We start from the raw sequence: 13,432 nt of genomic DNA on the forward strand, positions 1-13,432 counted from the left end.
GCGTGTTGACTGCTTGTCGACGAGTGGCGGAGAAGATCAGGCGTGGCAAATCACAAACAGCGGCGAGGCATAGCAGTCTACGCTTTCGCGAAGAAGATGGGCGTGGCCGATAACGCGGTGCGGTCGCGTATCCGCAGCGGGCGTCTCGCCGAGGCGGTGTATGACGACGGTTCGCTGAACGAAGAGCTGGCGACACGGCTCTGGAAGCGAGAACCGCCGAAAGAGCGCAAGCGTCGCCTCGTGCCGCCGTCCGAACGCACGGCCCGCATCGCGGATGAGGCGAACGACGCGGCAGGCGAGTTCGAGCTGAAGCTCCAGCGCATGCGTGTCGCGCTCGAAAAGGAGACGCTCGAACTCGAGAAGCTGAAGCGCAGTACGGTCGACCGCGAAGAAGTCCGCCGCGCGGCTCGTGCTTTCGGGCGAGCCCACCGCGACCAGATGCTGAACTTCGCGAACCGCTTCGGACCTGGGATCGCCGCCGCCGCCGGATGCGATGCAGCGACGCTGATCGGCCTGATCGACGCTCGCATGCGTGACGCGCTCCTCGAATCGGTCGGCATCCCGGTGCCGTTTCATGAGCCGGATGATCCCGCTCTCGGTGGCGAATGACGGACGAACCGGAAGTCTGCGGTTCCGAGCTCTTCACCTTCGCGGCCTACGAGGCGCGCCAGCCGGACCCGCCCTATACCGTCTCGGAGTGGGCCGACCGCAATCGGCACCTCTCTACGGTCGCGAGCGCGGAGCCGGGGCTGTGGCGAACGGCCCGCACACCCTACCTGCGCGAGATCATGGACAACCTGTCTGCCTACTCGCCGATTGAGCGCACCGTGGTGATGAAGGGCGCCCAGGTCGGTTTCTCCGAGGCAGGGCTGAACTTCATGGGCTATGCCATCCAGCACAGCCCTGGCCCGGCGCTTTACGTCATGCCCACCGTGGAGACGGTGAAGAAGCTGTCGAAGACCCGTCTCGACCCGATGATCGAAGCGAGCCCCGCTCTCAGCGCTCGGATCAATCCGGCCCGGGCGCGCGATAGCGGCAACACGATGTACTCGAAGGAGTTCGATGGCGGCGTGCTGCTGCTGACGGGCGCGAACAGTGCGGCAGGCCTGCGCTCGATGCCGATCCGCTTCCTTGTGCTCGACGAGGTGGACGCCTATCCCGCGAGCGTGGACGAGGAGGGCGATCCGGTCATGCTGGCGATCAAGCGCACGGCGAACTTCGTGCGCCGGAAGATCTTCATGCTGTCCACGCCCGCAAACAAGGACACGTCGCGTATCGGCAAGGAGTTCCGGCGGGGCGATCAGCGCTACTACAACGTGCCATGCGACGCGTGCGGCGTGTTGCAGCCGATCGTCTGGGCGCAGATCAAGTGGCCGGCGGGCGAGCCCGACAAGGCGACTTTCCACTGCGCGCATTGCGGCCATCGCCATGAAGAGCACCGCAAGGGCGCGCTTATGGACGAGGCGCGCGGAGCCTGCTGGATACCGACCGCAGACAACGCGCGGGCGAACTTGCGCTCCTATCACCTCTCGGCGCTCTACTCGCCCTGGTACACCTGGGCCGAATGCGCCCATGACTTCATCGCCGCAAAGGACGATCCGGCTCTCTTGCAGCCGTTCGTGAACACGGTGCTCGGTGAGGAATGGGAAGACAAGACCGGCGAAAAGGCGGATCCGGCCACGCTGTTCGGCAAGCGCGAAGAGTACGAGTTGCTACCGGCTCGGGCGGCGCTCGTCACGGCGGGCGTGGACGTGCAGCCCGACCGTCTCGAATGTGAGGTCGTCGCCTGGGGCCGCGATGAGGAAAGCTGGAACATCGACTATCAGGTGTTCGCTGGCGATCCTTCCTCGAACGAGGTTTGGGATCAGCTCGACGAGTATCTGCAAAAGCGATGGCCTCATCCGGCCTTCGACAACGGCATGCGGATCTCTGCGACCGCGGTGGACACCGGCGGCGCGAACACGCTGTCGGCGTATGCCTTCGTGCGCCCACGTGAGGGCCGCCGGATCTGGGCGATCAAGGGCATGGCCGGGCGCCGCCCGATCTGGCCGAAGCGGCCGAGCCGAAACAACAAGGGGAAAGTGAACCTCTACGTGATCGGCGTGGACGGCGCGAAGGAAGTCATCATGGCGCGCCTTGCGAAAGCCGGGCCCGGCGCGCACGGCGCCGGCGCATGCCATTTCCATATGGAGCGCGATCAGGAGTATTTCGACCAGCTGACGGCGGAGCGGCGCGTGACCCGCTACCACAAGGGCTTCCGGATCATCGAATGGACGAAGCCCGATCACGCCCGCAACGAGGCGCTCGACTGCCGCGTCTATGCCTATGCGGCGCTGAATGGGCTCATCATCGCAGGCTTCAGCCTGAACAGGGAGGCGAACCGCATCGAGGCTCTGCTTGCCGAGCGCGGCGTTGAGCTTCCGCAGCCGTCGGTGTCTCCGCTCGTTGAACTCGCCGAGAACATGCAGGCGGTCGTGACGGCGCTGAGTGCAGCCGAGCAGCCCGCTCAAGAACCCGCAATGCCGAAGCCCCCGCCTCCTGCGATAAAGCGCAAGCGGCGGCGCGTCATCGTGAGCCCGTATATGCACGCCGTCCGATGACGGAGGACACGTGGCCGAGACCCTCGAAGAGATGCAGGCGCAGCGCACGGCCTTGACGAGCGCGCTCCGCACCGGCGCGTTCCAGGTGCGGCACGGCGACAAGCAGGTCACGTATCGCAGCGTGGAGGAAATCAAGAAGGCGCTCGCCGCTCTGGATGAAGCAATCGCCCTTGTATCCGGCAAGCGGCGCTCGCGCGTGACCTATGTCAACGCACAGCGGGGGTATTAATGGCCGACCCTTTCACGCTTTCCGCCGGTGGGCGCAACCCGTCATTCGAGGCGGCAGGGCGTGGGCGCCGACTCTCAGGGTTCAACCCGCCTCGAAACCACGTCAACCGCGCCATCCAGGCAGCAGGCGATACGATTCTTTCCCGCGCGCGGTGGCTTTATGAGAACGACGGCATTTGCGGCAACGCCGTAGATGAATGGGCTGCCACGGCTGTGGCCGAGGGTGTAAAGCTGCGCCCCCGCGTGAAGGGCCACAAGGCCAAGGTGAGCGCGCTGCTCGACCTGTTCTGGCGCTGGGCCGAGGAAGCAGACGCGGACGGCGTGTCGGATTTCTACGGCATGCAAGAGCGGATCGCTCGCGAGGTCTTTCTGGCGGGGGAGTGCTTCGTGCGCATTCGCCATGCGCGGCCCGGAGAAATGGCGACCGTGCCGTTTCAGTTGCAGATCCTGCCGGCGGAAATGCTCGACCTGTCGTATGAAGGGCCGCCCGAAAACCCGGATCACTATATCCGCATGGGGATCGAGTTCGACGCGCGCGGCCGCCGCGTTGCCTATCACTTCTGGCGCTGGAACCCGAACGACTACCAACCCCCGCATATAAGCGCTCTATACGAACGCGTGCGCGTTCCGGCCGATCAGGTCATTCACGTTTATGAGTCCCGCCAGGGCGGTCAGATCCGGGGCGTACCCCGCGTCGCGCGCGTGCTCGTCAAGACGTTCGGCTTGGAGGTTTACGACGATGCCGAGCTTGATCGCAAAAAGACGGCGGCATTGTTCACGGCCTTCCTCACCGGACGCGGAGAGCCTCCATTCCATAGCGGCAATGACGACGATGACGAGGAGATTGCGCCGACCTTCGAGCCTGGCGCGATCGTCGACCTCGGCGAGGACCGGGACGTGAAGTTCTCGACGCCCGCCGAAGTGGGCGGTTCCTACGAGCCGTTCCAGTATCGGAACATCTTGAAGATCTGCGCGGGACTTGGAATGCCTTACGCCATCGTCTCGGGAGATGTGACGCGCGGCAATTTCTCGAACGTGCGCACCGCGATCATCCAGTTTCGCCGGCGGGTGAGGCAGTGGCAGTACAACGTGCTGGCCTACCAGCTCAACCGCGTTGTCTGGCGCACTTTCGTTGACCTTGCCGTCATCTCCGAGGCGATCACGCTGCCGGGTTTCGACAAGCCCGATAGTGGCTGGCTCTATTGCGATTCTCTCATGCCGCGCATGGAGATGATCGACCCGCTGAAAGACGTTCAGGCCGAGAAGGAAGAGCTGCGCGCTGGCCTCAAGAGCCGCACCATGGCGCTCGCCGAGCGCGGCTACGACCGCGAGGATGTGGACGACGAAATCGCCGTCGAGCGCGAGGAAGCCAAGACACGCGGGATCAAGTTCGACATCGAGCACGCCAAAGGCGAGACGCCAACGGAGCCGGACGAAGAAGCGATAGCGGAGCGCATCCGGGATGAAGGGGGCTACCGTGAGGCGGCTTGATCTCCCTCATCTGGCGGCAACGCTGTTCGACACGCCGCACATGATCCGCCGGTCGAAGCTCGACGTCATTCTGGCCGCGGTCGCTCCCAAGCTTCACAGCGGCGCGTTACCGGTCAGGGCTTTTGCTGACGAAGACGATTACGGAAGCGAGCCGAACGAGGGCTTCACCGTGCAAAATGGCGTCGCGATCGTCCCTGTCCTGGGCACGCTCGTGCGCCGAGGCTCGTGGCTCGATGCCGCGTCTGGATTGGCGAGCTATTCCGGGCTGAAGGACTGCGTCGCCGAGGCCCTCGCCGAGCCGGACGTAAAGGCAGTTCTCCTCGAAATCGATTCCAACGGGGGCGAAGCCGGCGGCGTGTTCGACCTCGCAGATGAGATCCGAGCCCTCTCGAAGCGCCATCGAAAGCCGGTCTGGGCGCATGCGAACGAATGTGCCGCATCGGCGGCCTATGCCATCGCCTGCGCCGCCGATCGGATATGGCTTGCGAGAACGGGCGAGGTTGGAAGCATCGGCGTGATCTGCGCGCATCTCGACCAGTCGCAGGCAGACGCGAAGGCGGGGCTGCGCTGGACCTTCATCTTTGAGGGCGATCATAAGACGTGGGGCAACCCGCACGAGCCGCTCGACGACGAAGCCGAAGCGGCGCTGCAGGCCGACGTGCACGCCCTCTACGAGATGTTCGTTGCCCACGTGGCGCAATATCGTGGAATGACGCCTCAGGCGATCCGCGATACTCAAGCCGATATGTTCCGGGGAGAAGCGGCCATCACTGCTGGCCTCGCTGACCGGGTAGGAACTTTGGATCAGGCAGTGGCGGCGCTTGTCCGGTGCGTTGACAATATGTCGACATCCGGAGGGACCGCGATGGCAAGCAAGCGAGGAACGTCATGGCTCGACGCAGGACCGTCAGCGCAGCCCGCCGCCGTGCGGAGGAACCCAAGCCCGAAGACGAGCTCGAGGACGATCTCCCCGAAAACGAGGCCGAAGGCGAAGACGACGATCCGACCGCCGAAGGCGAAGACGAGGACGTGAATGCCGAAGGCGAGGACGAGGATCCTTCTGCCGAGGGCGAAGATGACGAGCCCGCGGCTGGAGGCGAGGAAGAGCCGAAGACGAGAAAAGCGAAGGCCAAGGCTGCACGCACTGAACGCGCGCGCTGCGCCGGCATCACCAACCTTGCCAAGCAGGCCAAGCGCCTCGGAGTGCGTTTCGACGCGGCCAAGGCCATCGCGAATGGCACGAGCCTCAGTGTGGCGCGAGCGCGCGTGCTCGCCGCAGCGGCTGCGACAGATGCGGGCGAGATCGACACGATCACGCGGCGTGGATCGCAGGGCGCGACAAGGCGCTCCCTCACGAAAGACGCGAAGCTGGCGACCTGGAAGAAGGCGCTGAAGCGCTGAGCTACGGCTAAGGGAGATACACGCAATGACTGTGTTTCATGAGGGGCGGCATCCGGGCGCCTATATCGTTGGCGAGGTCGAGTATCTCTCCCGGGAAACTGTGACGTTCGCCTCTGGCGCGGTTGTCGAGCCTGGCACCGTAGTCGCGCGCGTCACCGCCAGCGAGAAGTATGTGCCGCTCGATCCTTCCAAAAACGATGGCTCGCAGACGGCGGACGGCATCTCGTTCGGACATGTCGACGCCTCGGCCGCTGATGCCGTTGGCGTCATCACCGAGCGCCTCACGGCCGTCAGCGCCGCGGAGCTGCTTTGGCCGGCAGGCATCACGGAAGCGCAGAAGACGGCAGCGCTCACGGCGCTCAGGGCAAAGCACATCAAGGCGCGATAACGCGACAAGCGGCAGGGGACTTTCGCCATGCATATGGACATTTTCAACGACGATGCGTTCTCGGCCGTCACGATGACCCGGGCGCTCGAAGACTGGGAATTCAAGCCCGATCTGATCGGCTCGCTCAACCTCTTCGAGGATGTGCCGATTTCCACCACGGGCATCTCGGTCGAGCGGCGCGGTAACACGCTGTCGATCATCCAGACGAGCGAGCGCGGCGCGGAGCTTGAGGAAGGCGTCACCGACAGGCGCAACCTCCGCACCTTCGAGACGAGCCGCATCGCCAAGGGCAAGACGATTAAGGCCTCGGAAATCCAGAACGTCCGCGCGTTCGGCGAAGAGTCCGAACTCGAAACCATGATCCAGTACGTTGCCCGGTATTCGGCGAAGCTTGTTGGTGACGTCGAGCTGACTTGGGAAAACATGATGCTCGGCGCTGTGCAGGGTGTCGTCTACGACGCCAACGGCGCGGTGATTGTCGACTGGTTCAGTGAATGGAGTATTGCCGCTCCGGCGGAAGTAAACTTCGCGCTCGGAAACGACGACACCGATGTCGAGAAGATCTGCCGCGGCATCATTCGGAAGATGATGGTCGCGAGCCAAGGCGCGTGGACGATGGGGACTCGCGTTCTCGCACTGTGTGGGGACAACTTCTTCGACAAGCTCACGAACCACAAAAAGGTTCGCGAAACCTACCTGAATACGGCGCAGGCGCAGACCCTCAACCGTGCTTTCGGCGTTGCGACGCAGTCCGCGCTGCAGGCTGGTAGCTACGCCGTGTTCGACTACGGCGGCATCACCTTCGTCAATTATCGCGGCGTCGACACCTTTGACGATGGTGCAGCGAAGGGTACGCGAAATGCCATCGGCATCGGCAAGGAAAAGGCCAAGTTCTTGCCGGTCAATGCTCCTGGCGTTTTCCAGAAAGCCTTCGCGCCAGGCGAGGCCTTCGACATGGTGAACACCATCGGGCGGCCGCTCTATCAGATGCTGATCCGCGACGAGAAGCGGAACTTCTGGGTTCGCCCCGAGGTGTACAGCTACCCGCTGTTCATCTGCACGCGCCCTGACATGCTCATCACCGGGAAGAGCCAGTAATGTGGAAGGGCCTTCTCGATGACATGACCGCTGCCGTGCGGGACACCTTCGGGCAGGCCGTAACCTACACGCGGGCGGCGACGGGCGAGGTCTTCGACATCGTCGCGCCGTTCGATCCAGCTTACGCGTCAGTCGAGGCGGGCGGCAGTATTCCCGTCACCATCACGCGGCCGGTGCTCGACATCCGCATCGCCGACATAGGCGGTCACGAGCCGGAGCAGGACGACACGGCGCTGATCGGGGAGCGGCTTTACCGCGTCATCGACGCCGAGGCCTCATCCTCTGGCATGATCAAAGCGCATCTGCGGAAGGTGTGACATGCATCCGCGAAAAACCTTGCGCGCCGCCGCAGTCGAGATCATCCGCGCCGCCGGGACCGACGCGGCCCACCGCGTTTACAACTCCCGCGACTTCACGCTCAACACCAATTCGACACCGGCTATCGTCGTTTACACGCTCGGCGAGCGCATCGATTCCGATCAGCAGCATGAGGGCGGCTTGCGGCGGCGCGTCATGGACATGCGCGTCGAGTGCTACCACACCGGCGACGACGGGGCAGACGCAGTCGATGAAATGGCCTGGCAGGTTGAGAACGCGCTGCGCGCAGCCCCGACGCTTGGCAACCTCGCGCTGACCACGCGCCTCATCAATACCGACATGGCGTTCGCGGCTCAGGGGGAGTTCGCGCTCCATGCAGCCGTCATGCATTGGGACGTGACCTATTACACGCACCCATACGACGATGGGGGCGACGATGCAGGGGTTTGAGCGGCGAGACGCCGAGATAACCGACCTCGCGCGGCGCGTGTCGAATACGGTGTTGATCGGCACAATCTCGCAATACGACCACAAGCTCGCCCGCTATCGCGTCAAGGCCGGCGATCTTGAAACGGATTGGATCCCAGACACCCAAGCGAGGGCCGGGCGGACGCGCACTTATGAGGGGCGAGACAAGGGCGAGCAGGTCGTTGTCGTTTCGCCTTCCGGCGACCCTTCGCAGGGCGTGATCGTCGGCAGCATCCACACCGAAGAAAAGCAGGCTGCCGACAAAGGCAGCATCCATCGGCTGATTTATCCCGACGGAACGGTCATCGAATATGACGACGAAGCGAAGGCCTACAAGATGGCGGTCGCCAAGGGCGGCACGTTCACGCTCGAAATCGGAGAAGGCGTCTCGCTTGTCGCGACTGGTGACAAGCTCGCGCTGAAGGCGCCCGGCGGCATCACGCTCGAAAGCCCGACGCTCACGCACAACGGCAAGAACATCTCCTTCGACCACAAGCACACGGACGTCATGCCGGGTAGCGGACTGACCGGGGCACCGGCATGACAGGGGTAAGCGCCACCACGGGCAAGCCGCTGAACGGCATAGACCATCTGCGCCAGTCCATTCGTGACATCCTCACCACGCGGATCGGCACGCGCGTGATGCGCCGCGATTACGGCTCCAACGTGCCGAACGTCATCGACTCGCCGGTCAACGACTTCTTTGCCGTCGATCTCTACATCGCGGTCGCCGAGGCGTTGGCGAAGTGGGAGCCAAGGTTCGCGCTGCGAGAAACTGCATTCGTCGCCAAGGGCGACGGTGTTATCGAGTTCACCTTCAAGGGCATTTACTTGCCTGATGGGCGCGCCGTGAGGCTCGAAGGGGTGGTGGTCAAATGACGACTGCTATTGATTTGTCGCGATTGCCATCGCCGAACGCGGTCGAGCCGCTCGATTACGAAACGATGCAGGCGTTATTTCTGCAGCGCTTCCTTGTGGTTTGGAGCGCTGCTCGCGCCGAAGACCCCTCACTGCCATCTTACGATGTAGCAGGGCTTAATTCCGACCCCGTCGTCATTGTCTCGCAAGCGTGGAGCTATCTGCGGCTGCTTGACCGCCAGCGGGTCAACGATGCCGTGCGGGCCGTGCTCGCGCCGACGGCAACGGATGCGGATCTCGACAACGTTGTGGCGCGCATCGGCGTGCAGAGGCTTGTCGTCGTGGCCGCGACCGCCACAACGGAAGCGGTCATGGAGAGCGACGCGCGGTTGCTCGCGCGCTATCTGCTCGCCTTCACGCGACCTGCTGCGGGCAGCGCGGAGCGTTACATCTATGAAGCGATGACGGCGTGGCCGCAGCTCCACCACGCGGCGGTGATCGGTCGTGCGGTGCACGGCCGGCGCGGCGATGTCGATCTCGTGATCGCGGGGCCTTCGGGGCGCGACGCGACCGACGACGAGCTCGCGCTCGTGCGCGCCGCCACGAACAACACGACCGTGAAACCCGAGGCTACCAGCCTTTCGGTGCTGCGGGCCACGCGCGGCGTCTACGATGTGACAGGCACGATCATCGTGCCGACCGGGCCTGATGCAGAGGCCGTTCGCGCCGAGGCTGAGGCGCGTATTCTTGCTGCCGGGCAGGCGCGCATGCTGATCGGGGCACAGGTGCCTCGCTCGGCACTCGAAGGTGCTGCTTACGGTCTGTCCGTCACGCGGGTGGATCTGACCTCGCCCGCCGATATCCCGGCCGATCCCTACACGATCCCGATTCCGGGCGTGATCGAGCTATCCGTCGAGGTGGCAGGATGACCGGGCGTGCTGGGGCTCGCGAGATTCTGCCGGGTGCGCCGGAGCCGTTCAAGGCTTCTCTCGCGGCGGCCATGACCGACGACCTGCCGGTTCCGATCGAGCAGGTGCCCGATCCGCGGACGGCGCCGGTGCATTTTCTGCCGTGGCTCGCCGTTCATGACGGCGTGCGGCTCTGGTTTCCGAACTGGTCCGAGGCTCGCAAGAGGCGGGTCGTTTCAGAGAGTCTTGCCGCAAACTTCGAGGTCGGTGCGCGCGCAGGGGCAGTGCGCTTTCTCAGCTACGTCGACGGTACGCTCGTTGACGCCGTGGCTTATCCGGCTCGGTTCGTCATGGGGCGTGCCGTACTCGGTCGCACGCCCATCGGCCACGGGCCATTCCTCGCGCGCTATCTCGTCCGCATCCGGACGGTCAAGCCCTCTCGCGCGTTCGTGATCGGCCGTTCGGCAGGCGGGCGAGCATTTCTGAAAACGCCAGACCGCATGCAGCGCAACCGCGTGCTGACCGCGCTACGCGCCGCCAAATCGCCGGAGACAGAATACCGCGTCGACCTCGCCCATATGCGACCGCTGGCGCTGTCCGACGCCCCGCCTCTCGACGGCACCCATTATCTCGGCCAGTTCGTGCCGCGCTCAAAATTGTGAGGACGCCATGACGAAGGTGGTACATTTCAGCGAGGCTGAGGTTGCCGAGTCCAGCGACTGGGAAAACGCATCACTCTACGCACGCGAGGGCGACGAGGCGATTGTCGGCGGCGCTATCGGCTACCCGCACCATTGGGCTGGACATTCGATCTCGCAGACGAGCGCTATCGAGATAGCCATCAATCCAGGCGCGCTTTTCACGGGCGGTATCGTCTACCGCAACGAGGAGCCGATCTCAGTCAACCTGCAACTTTATCTACCTCTCGTGACCGGCGACAGGCGTTATGTGGCGCTGCTCTTGCGCGGCGAGGAGAAAACGGAGCAGGAGAGCCGTCTGTTCGAGGTGGATGCCGACACCGAAGAGACGGTTGAGCGCATGACGCCAAAGACCGGCCTTCGCCAGATCGTCTGCGTCGTTCAACAAGGTCTTACCTCACCAACGCCTGTCAAACCGGTGGTTGCAGCGGATCAGTGCTGTCTCGGCTTCGTCGAACTCTCGACGACCGGCATTGTCGCCATCGAGATGGACAACGCGCGCAGGGTCAAAACCCTCTACGAACTCGTGATCGCGAACACGACGATTGCAGCGGCTTTACTGACGACCGGCTGGAACAAATTCTCGATCCGGCCGAGCCCCCTGGAGAGCGGCAAGCGCTATGCGTGGTTCACGGTCACGACCGGCAACCATGCGCTCGAGACGGTCTCCGGCAACAAATTCGCGCAAGGCTCGCAGTTTCATGTCACGGACGGTGCATGGGCGCAGGGTTCGACGACTGTCGACTTCGCGATGCGTCTCAATGCGGCTTCCTTCGCTTCGACCCGCACCGTGGTCGAGTTCCAGCCGTTGATCCTCGAAAACGGCATGACCGACATCCGCCTGTTGCACGCGGGCTGGACGCTCGGCGGCACAGCTATGACGTGGGAAATCCGCCCGAGCGACGCGGATGAGTGGCGGCCGCTGAACGATACCATCGGAGAGCGCACACCGCTCGCCGGTCTGCCGCCTTTGGTGCGCCTGCGAGCTGTGTTCACGGGCACGACAGACCTGCAACCGGCGATCATCCTCGACGCCTATGCACGCGGCATGACGTTCCGACCCCGCGGCGACATGCAGGCGGTGTCGATCGAGCACCAATTCGGGCTGTCGTCGCAGACAATCCAGGTCGAGGCGGTCATCGACCAATACGATCCGCAGAAGCACACGGTCTCACCGAAACTGATCGTCGGCGGCACGGTGCTGACGCCGACGACTTGCGTCATCACGCCGGACCTTGTGAGCGACAAGAAAAAAACGTGGCTCGCGACGTATTTGCTCGGCGCGCCTGCCACATCTGCGCGGGTCCGGCTCGACATGACGACGACCGAAGTGACCGACATCCCGTTTATCCAGAACATCGCGTACTACGCATTGTGAGGGCTTCATGGCTGCGAAAACCAAACCTGCCAAAGCGTCAGCCTACGAGGCGGAGGTCGATTACCGCATCACCCTTGCTCGGCTCGTCAAGCTGGGCGGCACTGTAGCTTTGCCGCCGCGCGGCGAGATCACGGTGAAGGGGGCTGCGCTCACGCAAATCATCGAGGAGTACGGAGCCGATGTCATCGTCTCTGCCGAGCGCGTCTGACGACTATAAGGCGCCGCATAAACTCGACCTGTCGCGCGCCGTTTGGGATGCGGTCTTCGGAAGCATAGGCGAGCGGCTCCGCGCGCTGGAGGCTGTCAAGGCCGACTGGGAAAGTCTGATCTCGGTTGGCACAGGCCAAGCGCTCGCCGTGATCCGCGAGAACGTCGAGCCTCATCTCGCGGCGCTCACCGCGACTATATCGCAGCTCCAGAGCGACGTGCACGAGGCCGAGGACGTTATTGCGGCACTGATCCGCGGCAGCGTGCCGATGGGCACGGTGAAGGGGCTTGGTGCTGCTTTGCTGGCAAAGGCGGACGCGGAGGCGACGAGCGCCGCCTTGTCGGCGCTAAATACCCTCGTCGCGACAAAAGCTGCGTCTGCGGATGTGGCGGAGGCGCTCCTACTCAAGGCGGACGCAGCGGCCACCAACGCCGCGCTAGCCTCGAAAGCGGACGCGGCGGGCACCTCCATCGCGATAGCTTCTGGCGCTCGCGGGTTTGTAAACGCCTTCCGCAACGGGGGTTTTACCGTCGCACAGCGCGGCACGTCGGGTTCGGTCGCCGCCGGCGCGACAGCCTACGCGCTCGACGGCTGGCAGATCTCGGCGGGTGGCGCTGCGGCTGCTTGGTCGCAGGTTTGGAATACCGGGATTGCGGGCGCGTCGCTCCGGATCAACCGCGCCTCGGGGTTGACCGCCTGCACGCTGCAACAGCGCATCGAGAGCTATCTATCGGCCCAATTGCTGACCTACGCGCTTGTGGCGCAACCGGTCACGGTGCAATGGGTAGTCTATAATGGCACCGCGACGGCGATCACGCCAAAGATAGCGGCGGGCTACGCCTCGGCGCGAGACAATTTCGGGACAGTGACGTCGGACCTCGACGCGACCAATCTGCAGCCAATCGCGGCGGGCGCGGCGGGTGTTGTCTCCTACACGTTTACGCCGGGCGTCAGCATCGCCAACGGGCTGCAAATCCAATTGCAATTCGGGCCAGCGCTCAACGCCGCGAGCGGTTACGTCCAGATCGGGCGCGCGGATATCCGCGCCTCACCGGGTATTGCGACGGGGCCGAATAGCGCCCCGCCACCTCCGGAAACGCGCGACCCCGCAATAGAGAAAACGCTGGCGGCACGGTACTACTCAACTGTGCCCGCGAATTTACTATCTAACGGCGCAACCGCGTTCGGCGGGTGTGTGGTAACTGTCCCCATACAGATGAGGGCGGCACCCACTGTGCTCAGCGTCGTTTCCACGTCTGCGTCGAGTTGGGACAGCCCTACTGTGCTAAATACGGAGGTATTTAGTGATAGAGTTGTGATTTGGCCGCCAACCACCAAAGTATTGGGGGCGTATAATAAGGCGATCATTGAATTATCGGCGGAACTATAA

The 13,432-nt window shown here is 63.8% G+C and carries 17 protein-coding genes; all 17 read left to right on the forward strand.

Features of this window, described 5'->3' with window-relative positions; translation table 11 throughout:
• The first annotated feature begins 96 nt into the window (after positions 1–96).
• Genes EK416_RS03070 through EK416_RS03150 form a run of 17 tightly spaced genes read left to right on the forward strand, consistent with a single transcriptional unit; the run spans position 97 to position 13,432 of the window.
• On the forward strand, positions 97–609 hold the full coding sequence (locus EK416_RS03070) for a hypothetical protein (RefSeq protein ID WP_127076348.1): 513 nt from the start codon (positions 97–99) through the stop codon (positions 607–609).
• Positions 606–2,600, forward strand: coding sequence for a phage terminase large subunit family protein (locus EK416_RS03075; protein ID WP_127076005.1), 1,995 nt, complete (start codon positions 606–608; stop codon positions 2,598–2,600). The genes EK416_RS03070 and EK416_RS03075 overlap by 4 nt, the downstream gene beginning before the upstream one ends.
• A gap of 10 nt (positions 2,601–2,610) precedes the next feature.
• A complete protein-coding gene (locus EK416_RS03080; RefSeq protein ID WP_245433919.1) occupies positions 2,611–2,829 on the forward strand; it encodes a phage head-tail joining protein in 219 nt (72 codons plus the stop codon).
• On the forward strand, positions 2,829–4,319 hold the full coding sequence (locus tag EK416_RS03085; RefSeq protein ID WP_127076006.1) for a phage portal protein: 1,491 nt from the start codon (positions 2,829–2,831) through the stop codon (positions 4,317–4,319). The genes EK416_RS03080 and EK416_RS03085 overlap by 1 nt, the downstream gene beginning before the upstream one ends.
• A complete protein-coding gene (locus tag EK416_RS03090; protein ID WP_127076007.1) occupies positions 4,291–5,352 on the forward strand; it encodes a S49 family peptidase in 1,062 nt (353 codons plus the stop codon). The genes EK416_RS03085 and EK416_RS03090 overlap by 29 nt, the downstream gene beginning before the upstream one ends.
• Entirely contained in the window at positions 5,349–5,720 is a 372-nt protein-coding gene (locus tag EK416_RS03095; RefSeq protein ID WP_127076008.1) for a hypothetical protein, read from the forward strand. Before EK416_RS03090 ends, EK416_RS03095 begins: the two co-directional genes overlap by 4 nt.
• A 25-nt stretch (positions 5,721–5,745) precedes the next feature.
• Positions 5,746–6,108, forward strand: a complete 363-nt coding sequence (locus tag EK416_RS03100) for a head decoration protein (protein WP_127076009.1) — start codon at positions 5,746–5,748, stop codon at positions 6,106–6,108.
• Between the two features lie 27 nt (positions 6,109–6,135).
• Positions 6,136–7,206: a major capsid protein gene (locus tag EK416_RS03105; protein WP_127076010.1), complete on the forward strand. Its 1,071-nt coding sequence runs from the start codon at positions 6,136–6,138 to the stop codon at positions 7,204–7,206.
• Positions 7,206–7,523, forward strand: coding sequence for a head-tail joining protein (locus EK416_RS03110; RefSeq protein WP_127076011.1), 318 nt, complete (start codon positions 7,206–7,208; stop codon positions 7,521–7,523). Before EK416_RS03105 ends, EK416_RS03110 begins: the two co-directional genes overlap by 1 nt.
• Position 7,524: 1 nt before the next feature.
• The gene (locus tag EK416_RS03115; RefSeq protein WP_127076012.1) at positions 7,525–7,974 is read left to right on the forward strand and encodes a hypothetical protein; all 450 of its coding nucleotides are present in this window, start codon (positions 7,525–7,527) and stop codon (positions 7,972–7,974) included.
• Complete coding sequence (locus tag EK416_RS03120) at positions 7,961–8,536, forward strand: phage baseplate assembly protein V (protein ID WP_127076013.1); 576 nt, start codon at positions 7,961–7,963, stop codon at positions 8,534–8,536. Before EK416_RS03115 ends, EK416_RS03120 begins: the two co-directional genes overlap by 14 nt.
• Positions 8,533–8,871: a GPW/gp25 family protein gene (locus EK416_RS03125; RefSeq protein ID WP_127076014.1), complete on the forward strand. Its 339-nt coding sequence runs from the start codon at positions 8,533–8,535 to the stop codon at positions 8,869–8,871. The genes EK416_RS03120 and EK416_RS03125 overlap by 4 nt, the downstream gene beginning before the upstream one ends.
• A complete protein-coding gene (locus EK416_RS03130; protein WP_127076015.1) occupies positions 8,868–9,779 on the forward strand; it encodes a baseplate J/gp47 family protein in 912 nt (303 codons plus the stop codon). The genes EK416_RS03125 and EK416_RS03130 overlap by 4 nt, the downstream gene beginning before the upstream one ends.
• Positions 9,776–10,420: a phage tail protein I gene (locus tag EK416_RS03135; protein ID WP_127076016.1), complete on the forward strand. Its 645-nt coding sequence runs from the start codon at positions 9,776–9,778 to the stop codon at positions 10,418–10,420. The genes EK416_RS03130 and EK416_RS03135 overlap by 4 nt, the downstream gene beginning before the upstream one ends.
• A gap of 7 nt (positions 10,421–10,427) precedes the next feature.
• Entirely contained in the window at positions 10,428–11,834 is a 1,407-nt protein-coding gene (locus tag EK416_RS03140) for a hypothetical protein (protein ID WP_127076017.1), read from the forward strand.
• Positions 11,835–11,841: 7 nt separating this feature from the next.
• Positions 11,842–12,042: a hypothetical protein gene (locus EK416_RS03145; RefSeq protein ID WP_127076018.1), complete on the forward strand. Its 201-nt coding sequence runs from the start codon at positions 11,842–11,844 to the stop codon at positions 12,040–12,042.
• The gene (locus EK416_RS03150; RefSeq protein ID WP_127076019.1) at positions 12,014–13,432 is read left to right on the forward strand and encodes a hypothetical protein; all 1,419 of its coding nucleotides are present in this window, start codon (positions 12,014–12,016) and stop codon (positions 13,430–13,432) included. Before EK416_RS03145 ends, EK416_RS03150 begins: the two co-directional genes overlap by 29 nt.

This window comes from Rhodomicrobium lacus, from assembly GCF_003992725.1.
GTDB classification, from domain to species: domain Bacteria; phylum Pseudomonadota; class Alphaproteobacteria; order Rhizobiales; family Rhodomicrobiaceae; genus Rhodomicrobium; species Rhodomicrobium lacus.